Origin of the sequence: Enterococcus sp. CWB-B31 (assembly GCF_020567645.1) — a bacterium.
In the GTDB taxonomy this organism is placed as follows: Bacteria; Bacillota; Bacilli; order Lactobacillales; family Enterococcaceae; genus Enterococcus_L.
This window is the reverse complement of the sequence record NZ_JAJDJW010000003.1, coordinates 1-19,186: the sequence shown is the minus strand read 5'-3', so window position 1 is coordinate 19,186 and position 19,186 is coordinate 1. Positions and strand designations below refer to the sequence as shown.

Below are 19,186 nucleotides of genomic sequence, written 5' to 3'. Positions count from 1 at the left end.
ACCACACTCTCCACAACTAGCAAATTAGACAATCTTTTATGTTCAAAACATTCACCGTGCAACGAGCCGGAAATACACCTCTTTAAAAATAAGCAGCCCATCCAAAAAGTAAATGTGTAAATGATTGGGCTGCTTCAAGTTACTTCCGTCTATTGTTTATTTGTGTCTAGAACGCAGTTGGGACAGAAGCACTCAGCTTTAAACACTAAGTAGGTACACGCACCATCTTACTTCTATTCCTACCGCTTATTCGGATTTTCCAAATAGTATTGTTCTGGAAATTATTTATGTCCCAAACCTGTTCTCATTTCTTTGTAGAGAGATTTATTTCTCTGCTATACTAAATAATCATTCAAGCAAGATTTCACATATTCAATATGGCTTGATTCCAGCTTAATATCTTTTAACTTCAACGCATAATTTGTCAAGCTTTCCAAATCTTCTTGATTCGCTACGATTGACGCACCAATCCCTTTTTGGAATGTCGCATAACGTTTTTCCTTCAAGTCATCAAAGAAGCGGTCTTCTTTCAATTTCGCAGCTGCTTTCAACCCTCTTGCGAAAGTATCCATACCTGCAATATGTGCCAAGAATAGATCTTCCATTTCAAAACTTGAACGACGTACTTTTGAATCAAAATTAATGCCTCCAGGTGCAATCCCGCCATTTTCTAATACACCATACATTGCCAGCGTCACATCGTATACATTTGTTGGAAATTCATCTGTATCCCAGCCTAATAGAACATCTCCTTGGTTGGCGTCCAATGAACCTAATGCGTTATTAATGCGAGCAACTTCAATTTCATGTTCAAAGGTATGACCAGCAAGTGTCGCATGATTCGCTTCCAGATTTAATTTGAAGTCTCCCTCCAATCCATATTTTTGGATGAATTGCAATGCTGTTGCTGAATCAAAATCATATTGATGTTTGCTAGGTTCTTTAGGTTTAGGCTCAATTAGGAATTGTGGTTTATGCCCTATTTTCTCTCCGTAAGCTACTGCCATTTTGAATAAGCGTGCAATATTGTCCAGCTCAAAAGCCATATCTGTATTCAACAATGTCTCGTAACCTTCACGTCCACCCCAGAAAACATAGTTTTCACCATTTAATTTTTTAGAAATATCCAATCCTTTTTTCACTTGTGCTGCCGCATAAGCAAACACATCTGCATTATTTGTTGAAGCTGCTCCGTTCACATATCTTGGATGGCTGAACATATTTGCTGTGTTCCACAATAATTTGATTCCGGTTCTCTCCATCTGATCTTTGATCAAATCAGTAATCTCATCTAAATTATTATAGAATTCTTCTAAACTGTCTCCCTCCGGAGCAATATCTATATCATGAAAACAAAAATACTCTGCACCTAATTTTTCTAAAATCTCAAAGAATGCAACTACTCGATTTCGTGCTGTCTCCATCTCAGTAGAACCAATCCATGTTCGCTGATTCGTTGGCAGACCAAACGGATCACTGCCATCCTGTGTCATCGTATGCCAGTAGGCGACTGCAAAACGCAAATGTTCTTTCATCGTTTTACCAGCCACAACTTCTTCTGGATTATAATGTCTAAAAGCAAATGGATTAGTTGTTTTAATACCTTCATAGTTGATTTTTTCTACTTGTGGAAAATAGCTCATCATTGTTTCCTCCTAAAATTATAATAAATTCATAGTTAGTTCGTTCTTTTTACAAACTAACATGTTAATAACATTGTATACGCTTCACTTTTAATGGTCAAGCTTTTTTTCACAAAAAAAGCTTTATTAATTATAGTTTTCAAATATTTTTAATTTATAAATATTTAATATGTTTATTTTACAAACAAACTTTTATATGTAAAAAAACTAGCAAAAGGTTAGGGTTTCCTATATACTATTATTAAGTATATTCATTAAATAAATTAACAGGATGTGTTTTTATATATGGAGAATTCAAATTACACTAGAAGGACATCAAACGAGTCATTATGCTTAGAATTCATTATGAACAATAAGGACCTTTCTCGAGCAGAGCTTTCAACTATGACTGGTCTTACAAAAGCAACGATCTCTGTCATTGTAAAAAAGCTGCTTGAGGATCATTTGGTGTTAGAAACAGGTATTGGGGTATCCAGCAATGCAGGAGGTCGGAAGCCCATCAATTTACAGTACAATGGAAAAGCGGGACTCTCGATTTCAATTGATGTTGGTTACAATTATATTAATGCTTTACTCAGCTATCTTGACGGAGAAGAAATCAGCATTCTGCAAAAGAAACCTATTGCATTGAATGAAGAGACGATAAAAAAACATTTTTCTGAAATTATCGAATCATTTAATGAAAGCTTGCCTCAAACATATTATGGAGTTATTGGTATCGTTGTTGCTGTTCACGGACCCGTTTATGATGGAAATATCATATTTACTCCTCATTATAATTTAGATCGAATTCCCTTTAGAAAAATCACTGAAGAATTGAGTGACTACCCAGTTTATTTAGAGAATGAGGCAAATCTATCCGCATTAGGAGAATATACGTTTACTTCTGAGTCTTCAAGCCTAATCAGTATTAATATGCATAGCGGTATTGGTGCCGGAATTGTTCAAAATGGATTATTACAGGTAGGATCTCATGGTTTTGCGGGGGAAATTGGTCATCAAATTGTTATGATTAATGGAAAAAAATGTCTTTGCGGGAATCACGGTTGTCTTGAAATGTATGCAGCAAATAAAGTTTGCTTTGAAAAATTTGCACAAGCCAAATCAATGGACTACGTCAACGCAATTATCCTCAGAGAATACTATCAAAATCATGATCCTGATGCTATTCAAGTTGTCCAAGAAAATATCCGTTATTTAAGTGTTGGAATCAACAATTTGATTGCTCATTATGATCCGGAAGTAATAGTATTAAATAGTTCCCTTTATCGTGAAATTCCTGAAATGATTCAACAATTGAAACAAATTTTGCAAAATCGATTTTCAAATAAGGTAATCGTCCGAAACACCTTGCTAAACGAAAAGTCCACCCTTCTAGGTGGACTTGTGTTAAATTTGCAACACTTTCTAGATGTAAAACAGATAAAATTAACTGATTAACTAGGACGGGCTGAAAACTATTTGGGGAAACGAGTTGTCAACGCTTTTCTAAATAAATGTGTTTGTATCTAGAATCAAATAAGGTGAAACTTGCAGATATAAGGATTTTCTATAGTATAAGAATAACCAGCGGGATTGTCAGTTTCACCTGTATAAGAATATCTAGTGACATGACATATGAACGGGAGTGTGACATAAGTATGTCTGATACCCCTAAAGCCGCTTAACAGTTCTGAAGGTTATAGTTTCTGTTTTATTTTTCTAATTTTGTATTTGGAATAAAATTTAAAATTGACTGAATCAGCATCTCAACCAAGAAGGACAGTGTTAGTGCATTCCAATGTTTGTTATTAGAACCAACCGAAGAATCTTTAAAAAAAAGCGAGTGTGTTGCTTCTTCACTCAGGTTGTTTTCTTGATCCAACGTAATACTAATGATTGCAACATTTTTAGCTTTACAATTTTTTAGTGCTTCTATGTAATTGTCTGTTTTTCCATAAATCGAAGCAATAATAACCAATGACTTTTTAGTCATATGATGTGTTGAAATCAAAAGATCTTCTGCTGTACGTAACATCTTTATTTGTTTTCGGTAATAAAGCAGGTCATTAGCAAAATTGTCTAAGATTTGTTTTTGGCGCCAGCCAGTTCCAAAACAATATAAATCTGTAGTTTGTGCAATTTGTTGACCAATTTTCTCTAGTTTTTCTTGATTTATTTTCAGGGTACATACCATCTCATCAATTAGTTTTTCGCTAAAAGCCAGTGGTTCCTTCGTTTCCATTTCACTCTGTGCCAATTCATTGGCAATTTGATATTTGAAATCGGAGTACCCTTGGAAACCAATTTTTTTTATGGTTCTATGCAAGCTAGTAACTGAAACAAACTTTTTTTCAGCTAGTTTTTGAATACTAGACGTTGGAATTATCTCTAATTCTTCATTAAGTGCGTTTAACAGCTCGCGTTCTCCATCAGATAGCTTTTGGTACATTTCAACCAATTTACGTTCAATGAGTGTTTGCATATAAATTCCCCTAACAAAAAGAGTTTTTAGACAATAAAGCTTAGACTCATTATATATCATAGGAGCGACATGGTTAAACTTATTGATTTGACACCCCCTAAATGCTGACTAAGAAAAATAAAATTAGCTTTAAAATGCGATTTTTTATAACACAAAATGACTGGAGCAAATCTGAAAGGTCCAATGGCATCCATTCTTAATTTAGATTTAAAAATTAGTATTACTTTTATGCTTTCTTGCAAAATCTTCCCTGTCTTACTGCTCAAAATCTACAATAACTTTCACTGTTTGAACATCAGGATCCCCCAAGAGGTTAAACCCTCTTTCTAACTCTGATACAGAAACACGGTGAGTTATCATATGCGTAGTGTCAATTTGGCCTGTTTCCATCAAACGAATGACAGGCTCAAAACAATTTGCCTGCAAACGAGAAGCGGTTATATTCAGTTGTTTTTTTGTTATCAGCATTTGCGGAATTTGAGCCGGTTGTTTGCTCAAACCAAGTAAAACAATCGTTGCCATAGCTGACACCACTTCCAAGCTTTGTTCAAATGTTTGATTTGTACAGGCTGCATCAATCACACGATTGACGCCTTCTCCTGCCGTCCAGCTGTCAATCATATCAACTAACTCTTCCTCACTTACGTTACAAGTCAAATCAGCACCTTTTTCTTTTGCTAATGCCAACTTTTCATTTGATACATCTGTAATTAAAACATTTGCTCCACGAATTTTAGCTAACTGCAAGCAAGTTAGCCCAATTGTTCCTGCACCATGGATAAGTAATGTTTCTCCTATTTGAATGTTTGCTCGTTTTGTACTATTCGTACCAATTGTATATGGTTCACATAAAACAGCTTGATCCCAGGTTAAACAGTCCGGCAATTCGTGGCATTGCTGCTGGTCAATTTTAAAATAATCTCGCATCCCGCCATCTTCATGAATTCCAAATACCGATAATTCCATACAAACATTAGGTGCCCCATTTTTACAAGCATAACAGTACCCGCAAGAGCGAGCAGGATTAATAACTACTCGGCTTCCTATTTTTAAATGTCTAACTTTTTCACCTATTTCCACAACTTTTCCAGTTACCTCATGACCAATAATTCTTGGATAGACAGCTAACGGATTCGTTCCATGATAAAAATGTAAATCTGAACCACATAACCCTACACGCTTTGTCTGTATTTTAACTTCTGTAGGTCCCAAGTTAAAATCAGATGATTCTTCTGTCCATTCAATTTGATGCTTTTTTAGTAATCGTGCGACTTTCACATCCATCCTTCTTTCTTACTTTGAAATTTATGCTTGCTTTTTAATGGCTTCCCATAAGCCCATTAAATAAGATACTCCCAGTGCACGATCGTATAGACCATATCCTGGTCGACCTGTTTCACCAAAAATCATTCGACCATGATCTGGCCGAATATACCCGTCGAAATCATTATCGTACATAGTTTTCAATATACGATGCATATCTAAATCGCCTTCGCTGGAAAGGTGTGGGGCTTCATAAAAATCAGATTGGTTTAAATATTTAATATTACGCACATGAGCAAAAGGAATTCGCTGACGCCGACAAAATTCAGTCAAAATTTCATATACGTCATTATCCAAACCCTCAGCAATCGAACCAGTACACAACGTAATTCCATTTGCCGGACTATCAATAATTGAACAAATCCAATTTAGATCCTCTCGATTTTTAACAATGCGGGGTAAGTTGAAAATTGAATACGGCGGATCATCTGGATGAATGGCCATCTTAATCCCAACTTCTTCACAGGTTGGTATAATATTTTTTAAGAAATATGCTAAATGCTCACGCAGTACTGCTTCATCAATACCTTGATAAGCTGCCAATAATTTTTCAATGTGAGCCAAGCGTTCGGGCTCCCATCCAGGTAAGATATAAGCGCCGCTAGAATTTTTCACTTCTTCAATAATTTCCTGTGGATTCCGTTCAATTCCAACCTTTTCAAAGGCCATTGTAGTGGAACCATCAGCTAATCTATATGCTAAATCTGTTTTAATCCAGTCAAATACAGGCATGAAATTGTAACAAATTACTTCAATACCATATTCAGCTAAATTTCTAATCGTCTGCTTATAATTCTCTATATACTGATCTCGACTAGGCAAACCTAATTTGATATCTTCATGCACATTTACACTCTCAATTACTTTTAACGTTAATCCTGCTTGATTCACTTCTTTTTTTAACTGAGCAATTTGCGCTTTAGGCCAAATCTCACCAGCTGGAATTTCAAACAGTGTCCCAACAATCCCCTGGACACCTGGTATTTGTTTGATTTCCTGTAATTTTATTTTATCCGCACTACTGCCATACCAACGAAAAGTCATTTCCATTATTTAGCCTCCAAGTATATACTTTTTTCAGTATTCAATGAATTACTTGTGGTTCTGCTAACACTCCTGTTAACTCCTGTGCTATTTTTTTCCTAATTCAGCTTCATATAAATCACCACTACACAATTATATATTTGAAAGAATCAGCTGAATGCAATTATTAAAATCAGCGGTCGCCTAATTTAAAGATATTGACTGAGCTCGTAATTCTGCTGACAAGGTCTGGGCTCAATTGAAATTCTTTTCCTTGGTCATCACACCAATTAAATAACGTAACCAACCAGCATTTACTAAAGGTACATATAGCCCTTTAGCAGCTGAATCTTGTTTCTTCACTTCATATTTTTGACTTATTTGAATTATTTCTGCATAAAAAGCACGATAAATATTTCCATCATCAAAATGTACCTATTGAGGCGCCTTCTGTATATCCTTTGATGGATGTTATATTATATACAAGCATTTGAATAGCTATATTTTGCAGGGGCTTCGTTTGAAAGAAAATGATCTGTCATTCACAAAAACACTCCTCCAATCAATTTCCTTTTTTAGCTGCTGCCCTAGCTAATATAGGTATTATTCAAACAATTATTTTTAATTTGAAAAAAATAACTAAACAGAAGTATTTTTAAAAAGATACTATTCAGCAAATAGAAAAACATCTGATACTAGTAATTCTACTAACATTAAATTTTTCGAAGTCACACTGATTAACTCACATTGATCTTCCATCAAAAAATAAATACTTCTGTTTCAAGTTCACTTCTCGCCAAGTGAATTAGGGTGTTGCTTTCCTAAACCAGTGATAAATATTTCCAAATCGTCACGAACATTCTGAACTTCACGCCCAATAACAATCTGTACATGATTATTTTTAAGAATAACCCCTGAAGAAGGATACTTCTTTAACATTGCTTCATTGATTTTTTCATCATCAATAATATCAATTCGTAAACGTGAGACACAGTTGGCAATGTTGCTAATATTTTCTTTTCCACCTAATCCTTCAACAATATAAGCTAATTTTCCATTGAGATTCCCTGCATCACTTATTTCAACTGCTTTATCTTCCTCATCACTCATATCTGTCCGACCCAAAGTTGGAATTTTGAATTTTTTAATCAAGAAAACAAAAGTGAAATACTCTATTATAAACAAAATCACAAAAATAATTGGAATCAACCATTGATGCCCTAATTTCATTGGTATAACAAATAAGTACATCATCGTATTAATTAAGTTTTCCACCATCATCGTTAAGCCAAAGACATTGCTTAGCACTAAACCTAATCCATAAATAATTGAATGCGCAAACCATAGCAGCGGAGAAGTAAACAGAAAAATAAATTCAATTGGTTCAGTAATCCCACCTAAAACAGCAGCTAAAACTGCTGGTATAACGATTGCTTTTACCTTTTGACGATTTTCCGGTCGAGCTGTTTTGATCAACGCAAATGCAATCGCAATTGGTAAAGCAGTATAGCCAAAATTCGCTAAATAACCAACAGAAGGATCTATAGATGTTATACTGCTGATATTTCCAATTTCTGCTAACCAGATATTCATTGCCCCAAAATAACTTTCACCGGCAACAACAGCTGTACCGCCAAGCGGCGTATAATATAACGGCATCCATAACAGATGATGCAAGCCAAATGGGATCAACATTCTGTTAGCAAAGCCATAAATTCCATACCCCAGCGAACCAGTACTTGAAATGATACCAACTAATCCTGTTACTAAATAGTTGATTAACGGCCAAACATAAGTAACTGCAGTAGAAAAAATAACTATGGCAAAAATCAGTAAAATATAAGCAAATTTACTGCCCTGATACGCTGCCAAATATTTGTGAAATTTCACTTCACTAAAGTGATTAATAAACCATGCAACAAAACAACCAATTGCAATCCCGGAAAAAACACCCATATCGGTAATTTGTGTACCTAGTACAATTGCCTGACCTGTACCTGCTAAACCTTTCTCTCCAGCTTCTGCTAAGCTATTTGTGAATTCTAGCCAATAATGATTGGCCTGTAAGAAGATCATAAACGCACTAATCCCCATAATCGCTGCATCTGTTTTTTTCTTTTTAGCCATTGCAGCAGCAATTCCTACACAGAAAATAACTGATAAATTAGAAATGGTACCGCTTTTAATAACAGTGAAGAAAAAATTGCCGATTTCACTAATTACTATAGGCATTTTCTCCAAGCGCAAAATGGCTGAAATTGAGATAAAAATCCCCGAAATTGACATGAACATAATGGGCTGGATAATAGAACGTGAGAAACTTTGGATCGAATTATATATTTTTTCTTTCAAGATTTTCCCCTCCTAGGTAAACTTGTTTTCTCTCTTTCAGGTATCTTCAAAAGAGAGAAAACTAACCACTTAAATATCAGCATAGGTATTCAACTGAATATGATACTCTTTGAACAACTCTGGATATTTTTCATTCATCAATTCTTTAATAATGTACGGTCGGTTATTACTAAAACTAGATCGATTCAATAATTCATCATCAATATAACCTGGATGACACATCACCTCAACCAGCTCATAGGTCTCGCACTCCTGTAATAAATTGTTGCGATTCATATGCTGCCAAATCGGCTTTTCACAAGCTAACCGATCAAATGTTGCATAAAAACGATTCGTTGTTTTCAAATCCTCAGGAACTGAAAAATTATTACGTACAGGCAATTGATATCTTCGCGCTAATTTAACAAAAACTTCTGTAATCCCTGTAATAGAATTCACATGATGATGACTGTCTAAATGTGTTGGTTGAATCCCCTGAGCGAAAACTTTTTCAATCTGAGCTTCCCATTCCATATACAGCTCTTGCGTATCAATCTCAAACTTATTTTCATAAAAAGATAGATGGTGAAATTCACCAGTTTCTGTAATAATTGAGGGTACAGTATTCAACAGCGGACAACCACAAGTCAAAGTCAAATGAACTCCTATCCCTAAATCAGGATTATCTTTTGCTAAACAAACAGCATGTTCAAAACCCGGCATATTTGCCATAATTGTAGTTGAACTTAGCACTCCCTTTTGATGGGCGTCAATAATTCCAAAGTTCACCCCACGACTATACCCAAAATCATCAGCATTAATAATTACTTTCGACATATTTGCTTCCTACTTCCCTTTAGTTTAATTCTACCCACTGGTCACCGTTTACCTGAATAAATTCATCCAGAACTTTTTTAGCTACTTCAGCATTTGGAACAGATTGATTTAATGAAAAGGCTTGTAACGCTTTTTGGTAAGAATTTTCGAAAAAAGCATCCACTAATAATTTTTCAGCGGCTACTTGCGCTTCCATCAATCCTTTATGAAAATCTGGAATATTTTCTCGTAAAGAGACTGGTTCCACACCTTTAGCATTTACATAACAAGGAACCTCAACCACTGCATCTTGGCGTAAATTAGGAATAGCACCTTTGTTTGGAACAATCAACATAAATCGATCATGCTTATTATTTAAAATAGCTAAAGCCATATCTACAATATATTCACCATGCACACTTGTTTCATAATCAATTGCTTCTAAATCTGGATTATTTTGAATTTGCGCAACGGTATCCTTAATTTTCTTTAGCTTAGTGTCCATAATACGGTTTGCTCTTGTATAATTAGGATCTGTTTTTTCGACTACTTTATTGGGGAACAAATAGTATTCCAGGTAGTTATTTGGAATTTGTTCCGGGAAATAGTTAATCATCATTTCCATTAGCTTATAAGCTTCTGCCCAGCTTGATTCCAGTCCTTCCAGCACAAATCCTTTTTCTTTAATTTTATTCAAAATTTCAGGCATAATATCTTCATTTCTAGAAGCATCATAAATGCTTTTATACCAGCCAAAATGGTTTAATCCGTAGTAATCCGGCATCCATTGTTTACGATCATAACCAAACGAGTTGGCAATCAATTCTTCTATTCCAATCGTCATATCACAAGCATTAATAATTTTAATATCTGGAAACCGACGCCGAACAGATTCTGCTATAATCGATTCAGGATTAGTATAATTTAAAATCCAAGCATTTTGTGCATATGTTTGAATTGATTCAACCATGTTCAAAAAGCTCTTCATTGAACGCATCCCATAAGAAAAACCACCTAAGCCGCAAGTTTCCTGACCTGTCACCCCATACTTTAACGGAACTTTTTCATCCTGTTCACGCATTTCAATGCCGCCCGCTCGAATTTGAGAAAAAATGAAATCAGCCCCTTCAAAGGCTTCTTGCGGATTATGGGTAATGGTAAGATGAATGCTGCTTTTGTGTTTCATCAATAAGAATTTAATGATGATTCCCATATCATTATTTCGTACTTCATCAATATCATAGAGACGAATTTCTGATATATCGAATTGTTCTTTTTGCTTAATCATTGTCAAAATCAATCCTGGTGTGTATCCGCTGCCTCCACCAGCAATCGTAATTATTAGTGATTCTTTTTTTTGTTGTGCCATTCTATTAACCACCTTTATTCAATTTCTTAAAATTTTTTGCTCAGTTCATCATACCTTATTTCAAGAAAAGCTGAGCAATGACTTCCAATGCATTAACTATGTCTTTTTCACAGAATAGAAGCTTTTTGAATTGATCTTGCCTGATTACTAAAACCAGCTTATTGAGGTGTTTGTTTGATCCGACTACTTTTGATACAGTCATTTAGATAATTTTAGTGCCCGCTTCAAATCCTTGACCTACATCAGCCATACATCAAAAGGTTCTCCATACAAATCAACTGTGTCCAGTCTAAGATATGAAGTAAAATTTCTGCACCTGAGTGGTATATTGACCGAATTAAAACTAAACTAGGTTTCTATATACAGCCTGCCTATATGGGAGCAACTCGGCAAAGAACGCCGATTTCATCCCTAACTGTAGTCAAACTATCTGTGAAAATTATAAAAACAGCTTAAAATTTTCTATAAACATCATTTATAGACTATCTTTTATTGCAATTTGGTCAGACCATTAGCTTCAATACCAAGAGCATATTTTGTTTGGTAGAGACTTGTACTCTTTCCAGAGACAATCATAAAAATTTCTCCATCTGTTTGGGCTGCAGCAAACTCTTCTTCTATCATTCCAGTGACAAATACTGAATCGTTACCTCTTCCAATAGCTTTTATTCTCATGCATAAGGAGCAAGCAATGTAAGCGGTCTCTTATTATTAAAGGGCATTCTTTTGTAACCTTCTTTACCTAAGTATAAGTCAAAAGAAAAAATACACTATTCCATTTTTTGGAATTTTTTCCATTCTATTAACATTCTATCTTCCCAAAAATAGTTCCGCTTACAAACTGTTGGTACAAATAAAATTGAAGATATTTTATAGAACTACCTCCATTTTTTGAATAAAAGACATCAACAACTTTAAACCCATATTCCCAAATATCTGTTGCTTTATAAAGACTCAACCTATTATTTTATCAATGACCTTTTCCTATTGATGCTGTAATTCTATGTCTTTCTCAGCAGAGAATATTGTAATAAAAACTGCCAATTGCTTATCAAAAGCTTGATCTCACTGCTCTTAATTATAATTTTCCCAACCAATAAGCAAACCTTTCCAAAAATCAAAGCATTTTGAATGAGCCACAGTCTTTATAGGAATCCCGAAAAAACTGACCCTTTAAGATCGCTTCGCTTATCACTACCTGAAAATAATTTTTAATACTTAGCATTGCCCTTACTGATAGATTTTGTATTCTATTATCAAAAATCAAAGAGGATGTGACAAAAATACGTCACATCCCCTTAAAACTAAATAAATGATATTCCAAAGCTCCTGCATACAAAGCTTTTAGTGCCTGCAAGCTTTCTTGTCAATTTCATGAATTCCTTCTTATTGTCATGGAACACTATTCATGAAGTGAATAGCTGCGAATGGATACACTCCGCTGCGCTTCGATCACATCAACTTCTACGTATGAAACATACGAGAGTTGACAGTCACTAGGATTGCTTTAGCAGAGTAGATGGAGTCCTGTTACCTACTAGGTGAAGGTCCTGGAGCTTTTTATATTTTTGAGAGTATTCCGCTTATTTCCGAGATGCTGCCTGCGATAGTTCACTCTTATTACTGAATGAATTTTGTAAATTCATCGAATTGTCGGTTCGCATACCATCCCGCTAGCTATTCCTGCAACAGTGAGACTGGCAATTCTGCTAACTAACTTTCTACTATGGAAAAATCTTGTATCTACGAGTCTCACCTTATTTCCAACTTTATTCACTAATAGGTAGCTAAAATCCAACATAGTATTTAAATACTTCTCATTTTTTAAAATAGAATAAAATTTGGGCTTATCAATAGTTCCCAGATCAAAAAAACAACCAGATTTTCATTATCTTTAATTTTTGTTTTCAGAACACCTTCTACTAATAGGAATATACCCACATCTTTTTGATAATAAATACCTCCTGCTGACAATGAAATGGTCGGTTTTGCTTTAGTATATTTCAAAGGAATCCAATTATTGTGGATAACAATATGACTATACGTTCTTAAACTAATTGACAGCAGCATGATTTTTAGCCTTTTTCCCATACCTGACTAAGTCACCTTTCCCTACAAATCATCTCCAAGTAGCTCATTCGTTTGAAAGCTCCAAACTGTTTAACCAGTCAATCACCGTTTCTTGCGAGTCAGCGATATCATTTCGGGATATAGTTAGTCCTTCATTCAACTTAACTTGTGCATCCGGCTCTAAATCAGTAATTGTAGTAATTGTCCGGGAAAAACCACTGCCGCCATGAGTTGAGAAAGGAATAATTTTTTTACCAGAGAAATCTACTTCATCAAAAAAAGAATACATTGGTTTCGGTAGATCTGACCACCAAATAGGATAGCCTATAAATATGGTGTCATAATTACTCAAATTCTCAATCTGTGAAGAAACTGTTGGTCGAACATTATTTTCAAGTTCATCTTCTGCTTGGTCGACTAACTCATCATGATCTGCAGGGTATGCTTCTTCCGTAATTACTTCAAAGATATCACTATTTGTCGCTTCACTAATCCATTGAGCAATTTGTTGTGTATTTCCCAATACTTCACCGTCATTCACCACACGGCTGGCTCCTGCCACGGTATCTGTACCGCTAGCTTCCGGAACAGTAAAATAGACAACTAGAGAGTTGCTTTTACTGCGTTCATTTTGACTTACTGTTGATTCCAATGGTTCTCTAGGCGTGCTGGCTTGATCTGATTTACAACCACTTATGACTAATGTAACTAATATTAGTAGTGTAGAAACTGTTAGCTTTTTCACAATAAACCTTCTTTCAATTGATTTTGACGTTATAACTCGTCAATCATTCTTCTTTTAAACTATCATAAACTATAGAGCTAGCTTCCTTGAAGCACCTGTACAACAAGCACTTTGTTTGATATTAAATATTCCTTCTAAGAATTATGAGCTCAAACTATAGCAAGTGTTATTAGACTTAAAGCAGCATGCCGTCTGTATAGATCCATTTATTCTTGACGGTATGCTGCTTTAAAATTTATTGATTATTAAACATTCATTTTACGGCTTGCCATCCATTTAATCATTTGTGGATCTGCATGTGAAAAGAATTGGCTTTCCCCTTCGTTCAATTTCTTAATCTCAGTTCGATCTTCCTCAGTTAATCCAAAATCAAATATATCTAGATTTTGAGCCATTCTTTCTGGTTTAACTGATTTAGCTAGTACAACGATGTTCTGTTCAACTAACCAACGAAGAATCACTTGAGCAGTTGATTTCTCATATTTCTCACCAATTTTTGTTAGTATAGAATTTGAAAAAATATCTTTTTTCCCTTCCGCAAAAGGTGCCCAAGCTTCTGGAATAATCCCTTCCTCAAGTAGGGCTTCGATATTATGGGATTGCTGTTGGAACGGATTGATTTCAATCTGATTCACTTGTGGAACTACTTCATTAAATTCTGCTAAATCGATTGCTCTATCAACAGTAAAATTAGATATCCCGATTGCTCTAATTTTACCTTCTTTTTGCAGCTCTTCCATTGCTCGCCAAGCACCATAAACATCATTATATGGTTGATGCAGTAAAAGCAAATCAACATAAGCCATTTTTAAACGTTCTAACGATCGTTGGAATGAAGCTTTGACTCCCTCATAAGAAACATTTTCTACCCAAATTTTAGTTGTTATAAACAGTTCTTCACGAGGAACACCTGACTTGATTACACCTCTGCCAACCCCCGCCTCATTCTGATAGGATTGAGCTGTATCGATATGGCGGTAGCCAGCCTGTATCGCATCATATACAGCTTGTTCAGTATCAGCATCTGAAATCTGGAACGTCCCAAATCCAAGAATTGGGATTTCAACACCATTGTTTAGTTTCACATTTTGCATAACTCTTTCCCCCTAATTATTTTCTAATAGTCTATCTACCTGCTATTTTTTCAAATGATCTATATTCCAGAGCTCTTCTATCTCATCATCAGAGAATTTTCCTGCTTTAAATTGTGCAATATGTTCATCATACGTATCAATTTTATACTGTAATAAATTACGAACTTGATTCATTTCTTTGATTTTCTGATCGAGTTCCTTTAATTGATCCTTAAGAATTTGTTTTTGTGCTAATCTTTTTTCACCTTCCATTTGAGCTAACGTTGCAAACTCAATTAAAGATTCGATTGATAAACCAGCATTTCTTAAGCTTTTCACTAAGAATATCCAGTTTAAGTCTCTTTTCGTATAAATTCTGTAGCCATTCTTATCTCGTTCAACGGGCGGAATCACACCAACTCGTTCATAGTAACGTAATGTATCAACAGTCAGATCAAACATTTCTGCCGCTTGTTTACTATTCATCTTGTCATCTCCTCCCTATTTATTTTTGCTGATCAATTTTCTTTATGTTCATATAGACTAATAAGAGCACAGGGTACCCTTTTTCGAAAAATATTATTTTAAGATGAACTTTCAGTAATTACTGAAAAATCATGATTGATTATTTCCAGTAATCGAAATTGATCCTCAGCAAACTCAAATTTCAAGATACAACAATTACCCAGTGGTTTCTTTTGATCTATATCACTTGTATGAGCCCATTTTCTCATGAATTGTCTACAAGCAGCTCCATGGGAAACCATCAATATACATTCTCCCTGCTCTGCCTTCATCAACTCAAAAATGGTTTCTGAAACTCTTTCCTGAAATTGTGCTTCCTCTTCTCCTCCAAAAGCCACAAAAAAATCTTTATACGGTAATGGCGGATTTAAATATTCATGCTCAGCTTCTAAACTACCAAAATTCCATTCCTTCAGCCCTTTTACTCTACTATAATCTGTTTTTGTAACAAGCTCTAACGTATCACTTGCTCGTTCTGATGTAGAAGAATATACGCCATCAAATACTATATTATTCTTAGAAAAATACTGACCTGAAATAATTGCCTGTTTTCTCCCAAACTCAGTCAGTGGAGAATCAGACCACCCTTGAATCTTTTTCTGCTGATTAAAAATAGTCTGTCCGTGCCTCATTAAATATAATGTTTTCATTAGTTACATCGTCCCTCCTATACCTTAAACTTATCATAAACCATGGAGTGAACTTCATAGCAACTCATTTTTTCATTTTTAAGTGGTTTTATTCCATTTATTGTAATTTATAATAAAAAATCGTTTATAACTGATGTACAAAGATAGAAAATATTAACGTGCATGCTTCAATGACAAGAACGAGCGGCCTCAAAAGCAACTGGGGAATTATAGCTGTTTCTATAATTTTTACAGCTAGTGTTATATCCGTAGATTTACCTTCAGAAGTTAGTAAAACACTCACATGTGGCAAAAACAACAGACTCATTATAAATCATCCAAAAACGGCTCTATAATATCTAGTGTTGGTGGCGTGATTGTCACTGACACTTTTTTCATTTTGAAAAAAAAACAGGAAAGACATCTTGAAATCCAGTAGAATTAAAGTCGACAAAAACCAATTCAAAGGAGTGTTTCAAGATGTCTCAGTCAAATCATATCAAAGAATTCTTAGATATTCTAGACCTTAACCTAACTTTTGAAGAGAATTATTTTCAAAAAGTGAAAGTGAAGGAACAGCTCTGCTTTCGCTTCAACGCCTGCTTAACTTATATCCCTCAGGAGTGTCTCCATTGCCAACAAACCAATCAGCACTCCATTATTAAGTGGGGCTGGAAACGAGTCTCTGTCCTACTCAATGATGTCAGTAATTATAAAACCATTCTTTCTATCAAGAAGCAACGCTTTTTCTGTAAACACTGTCAACGTACTTTTTTAGCCGTTGACTCTGTCAGTGACCGCCATTGTTCCATTGCACGTAGAGTGAAGCTTGGCATTCTCCAGCTCCTGACTCAGCCGTTTTCCCTGACTGCTATCGCTCAAATGACGCATGTTTCGCCTACCACTGTTTTACGTGTCATGCACAGCTTTCGTTCTCCGGCCGTTTGTCCAACCCGTTCTCTGCCTGAAGTCCTTTGTTTTGACGAATTTAAATCCGTCAAAAACGTTTCTGCTGCCATGAGTTTTGTCATGATGGATGGTCAGTCACACCAACTGCTGGATATTGCCCCCAATCGGCAACTCTCTTCTCTACGAACCTATTTTTCTCGGTATTCCATAGAGGAAAGAGCGAAGGTTCGCTTAGTTGTCACAGATTTCTATACACCTTATCGAACGCTTGTAAAGGAGTGTTTTCCTCATGCCCATATTGTCGCTGACCGTTTTCATATTGCCCAGCATATTGCTCGGACTTTTTTAAAACACAGAATACAGCGTATGAAACAGTTTCGCCCGGATCAGTTCCAATATAAACAGCTGAAGCGGTATTGGAGACTTCTTCAAAAAGATGCATGGTCTCTCGATTATACGAAGTCAAGATGGCATCCTTCATTCAGAGCCTATCTGACAGAATCAGAGTTTGTCGATCGCCTGCTTGGGTATGATGAAGAGCTGAATGCAAGTTATCAGCTGTATCAATCCTTCTTATCTGCCATTAAGCATCGGGATGTCGCTCTCTTTTGCCAGTTGCTAAGGAAGAACAAGAAGGACCTTCCGGAAGTCTATCACACCCCCCTGACTACCTTTAGAAAGTACAAACAGGAGATCAAACGAGCCCTGCGTGTGCCTTATTCTAATGGACCGTTGGAATGCTTAAATAATCATAGTAAAGTATTGAAGCGGATATCTTATGGCTTTCATAATTTCAATAATTTTAGAGAAAGGATTTTCCTTTGTAGAGGAACGTATTTCAAAGAAGTTAAAAAGAACCCTCATTAACAGAATCCATGCATGAAAAACAAGCAGCTAGGTAGGTGCCCACCTAACTGCTTGGCTTTATTCTCTTGTATTTCTTTCACCAACACTAGTTGACAATGAGCCTGTTTTTTTAGTAAACAAAAAAGAGATGTAGCAATCGCTCAAAGCGTTGATACATCTCTAATACCGGCGGCCGGGGTCGAACCGGCACGCCCTCGCGGGCACTGGATTTTGAGTCCAGCGCGTCTGCCAATTCCGCCACGCCGGCATGAAATAAAATCATTATTAATTATTGCAAGGCGGTAACCGGATTTGAACCGGTGATGAAGGTTTTGCAGACCTCTGCCTTACCACTTGGCTATACCGCCATAATTAAACTGGGGTAGCTGGATTCGAACCAACGAGTGACGGAGTCAAAGTCCGTTGCCTTACCGCTTGGCTATACCCCAAATACCTTAACCCTATTTAAAAGGTAAGGGCGAATGACGGGAATCGAACCCGCGAATGCCGGAGCCACAATCCGGTGCGTTAACCACTTCGCCACAATCGCCATAAAACTTATCAAAAATGGCAGGGGCAGCAGGAATTGAACCCACACTAACGGTTTTGGAGACCGCTGTTCTACCTTTAAACTATGCCCCTAATGGAGGAAAGTGGATTCGAACCACTGAACCCTAAGGAACGGATTTACAGTCCGTCGCGTTTAGCCACTTCGCTATTCCTCCATAATGGCGCGAGACAGAATCGAACTGCCGACACACGGAGCTTCAATCCGTTGCTCTACCAACTGAGCTACCGCGCCAAGTATAAATTTAAAAACTACGGTTCCGACGGGAATCGAACCCGCGATCTCCTGCGTGACAGGCAGGCATGTTAACCCCTACACCACGGAACCGGAGATGGAGGTTAACGGGATCGAACCGCTGACCCCCTGCTTGTAAGGCAGGTGCTCTCCCAGCTGAGCTAAACCTCCAAGAAAAAATTCCAATATGACCCGTACGGGATTCGAACCCGTGTTACCGCCGTGAAAGGGCGGTGTCTTAACCACTTGACCAACGGGCCATTAAAAAATAAAAACGGAGAGTAAGGGATTCGAACCCTTGAGACAGTGTTCACCGCCTACATGATTTCCAATCATGCTCCTTCGGCCTCTCGGACAACTCTCCTGAGTTAAAAGAAGCACTTTGCTTTACTCTATAATAATACATCCTAAATAGGAACTCCGGCAGTAGGACTCGAACCTACGACATCATGATTAACAGTCATGCGCTACTACCAACTGAGCTATGCCGGAATCATCGCGCGGCGGCGTCCTACTCTCACAAAGGGAAACCCTTCACTACAATCGGCGCTAAGAAGCTTAACTTCTGTGTTCGGCATGGGAACAGGTGTATCCTTCTCGCTATCGCCACCACACTGG

Annotated in this window: 15 protein-coding genes, 12 tRNA genes and 1 rRNA gene; 2 read left to right on the top strand and 26 right to left on the bottom strand. The window is 36.4% G+C overall.

Going from position 1 to position 19,186, the window contains the following annotated elements; translation table 11 throughout:
* Window positions 1–335: 335 nt before the first annotated feature.
* Window positions 336–1,643: a xylose isomerase gene (xylA, locus tag LI954_RS04305; RefSeq protein WP_202068550.1), complete on the bottom strand. Its 1,308-nt coding sequence runs from the start codon at window positions 1,641–1,643 to the stop codon at window positions 336–338.
* Between the two features lie 285 nt (window positions 1,644–1,928).
* Here xylA and LI954_RS04300 point away from each other — a divergent pair, with 285 nt between their 5' ends.
* Window positions 1,929–3,083: an ROK family transcriptional regulator gene (locus LI954_RS04300; RefSeq protein WP_267491427.1), complete on the top strand. Its 1,155-nt coding sequence runs from the start codon at window positions 1,929–1,931 to the stop codon at window positions 3,081–3,083.
* Window positions 3,084–3,336: 253 nt separating this feature from the next.
* Here the strand turns inward: LI954_RS04300 and LI954_RS04295 are convergent, their stop codons facing one another.
* The 12 genes from LI954_RS04295 to LI954_RS04240 all read right to left on the bottom strand — a co-directional run bounded on the left by LI954_RS04295 (window position 3,337) and on the right by LI954_RS04240 (window position 16,032).
* Entirely contained in the window at window positions 3,337–4,107 is a 771-nt protein-coding gene (locus LI954_RS04295; RefSeq protein ID WP_202068546.1) for a MurR/RpiR family transcriptional regulator, read from the bottom strand.
* Window positions 4,108–4,362: 255 nt separating this feature from the next.
* Window positions 4,363–5,385, bottom strand: a complete 1,023-nt coding sequence (locus tag LI954_RS04290) for a zinc-binding alcohol dehydrogenase family protein (RefSeq protein ID WP_229443757.1) — start codon at window positions 5,383–5,385, stop codon at window positions 4,363–4,365.
* Between the two features lie 27 nt (window positions 5,386–5,412).
* Window positions 5,413–6,480, bottom strand: a complete 1,068-nt coding sequence (uxuA, locus tag LI954_RS04285) for a mannonate dehydratase (protein ID WP_229443755.1) — start codon at window positions 6,478–6,480, stop codon at window positions 5,413–5,415.
* Between the two features lie 759 nt (window positions 6,481–7,239).
* Window positions 7,240–8,805, bottom strand: a complete 1,566-nt coding sequence (locus LI954_RS04280) for a PTS transporter subunit EIIC (RefSeq protein WP_229442794.1) — start codon at window positions 8,803–8,805, stop codon at window positions 7,240–7,242.
* 69 nt (window positions 8,806–8,874) lie between these two features.
* A complete protein-coding gene (locus LI954_RS04275) occupies window positions 8,875–9,621 on the bottom strand; it encodes a carbohydrate deacetylase (RefSeq protein ID WP_229443754.1) in 747 nt (248 codons plus the stop codon).
* Between the two features lie 19 nt (window positions 9,622–9,640).
* Window positions 9,641–10,969: a 6-phospho-alpha-glucosidase gene (locus LI954_RS04270; RefSeq protein WP_229443752.1), complete on the bottom strand. Its 1,329-nt coding sequence runs from the start codon at window positions 10,967–10,969 to the stop codon at window positions 9,641–9,643.
* Window positions 10,970–11,458: 489 nt separating this feature from the next.
* Window positions 11,459–11,644, bottom strand: coding sequence for a hypothetical protein (locus LI954_RS04265; RefSeq protein WP_229442791.1), 186 nt, complete (start codon window positions 11,642–11,644; stop codon window positions 11,459–11,461).
* Window positions 11,645–12,793: 1,149 nt separating this feature from the next.
* Window positions 12,794–13,060, bottom strand: coding sequence for a hypothetical protein (locus tag LI954_RS04260; RefSeq protein ID WP_229443750.1), 267 nt, complete (start codon window positions 13,058–13,060; stop codon window positions 12,794–12,796).
* Between the two features lie 43 nt (window positions 13,061–13,103).
* Window positions 13,104–13,784: a flavodoxin gene (locus LI954_RS04255; RefSeq protein ID WP_229443748.1), complete on the bottom strand. Its 681-nt coding sequence runs from the start codon at window positions 13,782–13,784 to the stop codon at window positions 13,104–13,106.
* A 245-nt stretch (window positions 13,785–14,029) separates the two neighbouring features.
* On the bottom strand, window positions 14,030–14,878 hold the full coding sequence (locus LI954_RS04250) for an aldo/keto reductase (RefSeq protein ID WP_229443746.1): 849 nt from the start codon (window positions 14,876–14,878) through the stop codon (window positions 14,030–14,032).
* Window positions 14,879–14,920: 42 nt separating this feature from the next.
* Window positions 14,921–15,343 (bottom strand): MerR family transcriptional regulator, encoded by a 423-nt coding sequence (locus LI954_RS04245; protein WP_229442786.1) that lies wholly within the window; start codon window positions 15,341–15,343, stop codon window positions 14,921–14,923.
* A gap of 98 nt (window positions 15,344–15,441) precedes the next feature.
* Window positions 15,442–16,032, bottom strand: coding sequence for a histidine phosphatase family protein (locus tag LI954_RS04240; RefSeq protein WP_229443744.1), 591 nt, complete (start codon window positions 16,030–16,032; stop codon window positions 15,442–15,444).
* A gap of 459 nt (window positions 16,033–16,491) precedes the next feature.
* On the opposite strand from LI954_RS04240, the gene LI954_RS04235 reads away from it, so the two are divergent.
* Complete coding sequence (locus tag LI954_RS04235) at window positions 16,492–17,787, top strand: ISL3 family transposase (protein ID WP_229443742.1); 1,296 nt, start codon at window positions 16,492–16,494, stop codon at window positions 17,785–17,787.
* A gap of 163 nt (window positions 17,788–17,950) precedes the next feature.
* Here the strand turns inward: LI954_RS04235 and LI954_RS04230 are convergent.
* From LI954_RS04230 to rrf, 13 genes are all read right to left on the bottom strand, one after another.
* A tRNA-Leu gene (locus LI954_RS04230) sits at window positions 17,951–18,034 on the bottom strand.
* 29 nt (window positions 18,035–18,063) lie between these two features.
* Window positions 18,064–18,134: transfer RNA gene (locus tag LI954_RS04225), tRNA-Cys, on the bottom strand.
* A 9-nt stretch (window positions 18,135–18,143) separates the two neighbouring features.
* Window positions 18,144–18,215: transfer RNA gene (locus LI954_RS04220), tRNA-Gln, on the bottom strand.
* Window positions 18,216–18,243: 28 nt separating this feature from the next.
* A tRNA-His gene (locus LI954_RS04215) sits at window positions 18,244–18,316 on the bottom strand.
* 18 nt (window positions 18,317–18,334) lie between these two features.
* Window positions 18,335–18,408: transfer RNA gene (locus LI954_RS04210), tRNA-Trp, on the bottom strand.
* Window positions 18,409–18,410: 2 nt separating this feature from the next.
* A tRNA-Tyr gene (locus LI954_RS04205) sits at window positions 18,411–18,491 on the bottom strand.
* Between the two features lie 4 nt (window positions 18,492–18,495).
* A tRNA-Phe gene (locus LI954_RS04200) sits at window positions 18,496–18,568 on the bottom strand.
* 20 nt (window positions 18,569–18,588) lie between these two features.
* Window positions 18,589–18,661, bottom strand: a tRNA-Asp gene (locus tag LI954_RS04195).
* A gap of 5 nt (window positions 18,662–18,666) precedes the next feature.
* A tRNA-Val gene (locus tag LI954_RS04190) sits at window positions 18,667–18,739 on the bottom strand.
* Between the two features lie 17 nt (window positions 18,740–18,756).
* Window positions 18,757–18,828, bottom strand: a tRNA-Glu gene (locus LI954_RS04185).
* A gap of 15 nt (window positions 18,829–18,843) precedes the next feature.
* Window positions 18,844–18,932 (bottom strand) — tRNA-Ser (locus tag LI954_RS04180).
* A gap of 54 nt (window positions 18,933–18,986) precedes the next feature.
* Window positions 18,987–19,060: transfer RNA gene (locus LI954_RS04175), tRNA-Asn, on the bottom strand.
* Between the two features lie 6 nt (window positions 19,061–19,066).
* A 5S ribosomal RNA gene (gene rrf, locus LI954_RS04170) occupies window positions 19,067–19,182 on the bottom strand.
* Between the last annotated feature and the right edge of the window lie 4 nt (window positions 19,183–19,186).

What these genes read in the sequence shown, in the direction of transcription:
- xylA (WP_202068550.1), bottom strand. Translation starts at nt 1,643, where the DNA reads ATGAGCTATTTTCCACAAGTAGAAAAAATCAACTATGAAGGTATTAAA.
- LI954_RS04300 (WP_267491427.1), top strand. Translation starts at nt 1,929, where the DNA reads ATGGAGAATTCAAATTACACTAGAAGGACATCAAACGAGTCATTATGC.
- LI954_RS04295 (WP_202068546.1), bottom strand. Translation starts at nt 4,107, where the DNA reads ATGCAAACACTCATTGAACGTAAATTGGTTGAAATGTACCAAAAGCTA.
- uxuA (WP_229443755.1), bottom strand. Translation starts at nt 6,480, where the DNA reads ATGGAAATGACTTTTCGTTGGTATGGCAGTAGTGCGGATAAAATAAAA.
- LI954_RS04275 (WP_229443754.1), bottom strand. Translation starts at nt 9,621, where the DNA reads ATGTCGAAAGTAATTATTAATGCTGATGATTTTGGGTATAGTCGTGGG.
- LI954_RS04270 (WP_229443752.1), bottom strand. Translation starts at nt 10,969, where the DNA reads ATGGCACAACAAAAAAAAGAATCACTAATAATTACGATTGCTGGTGGA.
- LI954_RS04265 (WP_229442791.1), bottom strand. Translation starts at nt 11,644, where the DNA reads ATGAGAATAAAAGCTATTGGAAGAGGTAACGATTCAGTATTTGTCACT.
- LI954_RS04260 (WP_229443750.1), bottom strand. Translation starts at nt 13,060, where the DNA reads ATGGGAAAAAGGCTAAAAATCATGCTGCTGTCAATTAGTTTAAGAACG.
- LI954_RS04250 (WP_229443746.1), bottom strand. Translation starts at nt 14,878, where the DNA reads ATGCAAAATGTGAAACTAAACAATGGTGTTGAAATCCCAATTCTTGGA.
- LI954_RS04245 (WP_229442786.1), bottom strand. Translation starts at nt 15,343, where the DNA reads ATGAATAGTAAACAAGCGGCAGAAATGTTTGATCTGACTGTTGATACA.
- LI954_RS04240 (WP_229443744.1), bottom strand. Translation starts at nt 16,032, where the DNA reads ATGAAAACATTATATTTAATGAGGCACGGACAGACTATTTTTAATCAG.
- LI954_RS04235 (WP_229443742.1), top strand. Translation starts at nt 16,492, where the DNA reads ATGTCTCAGTCAAATCATATCAAAGAATTCTTAGATATTCTAGACCTT.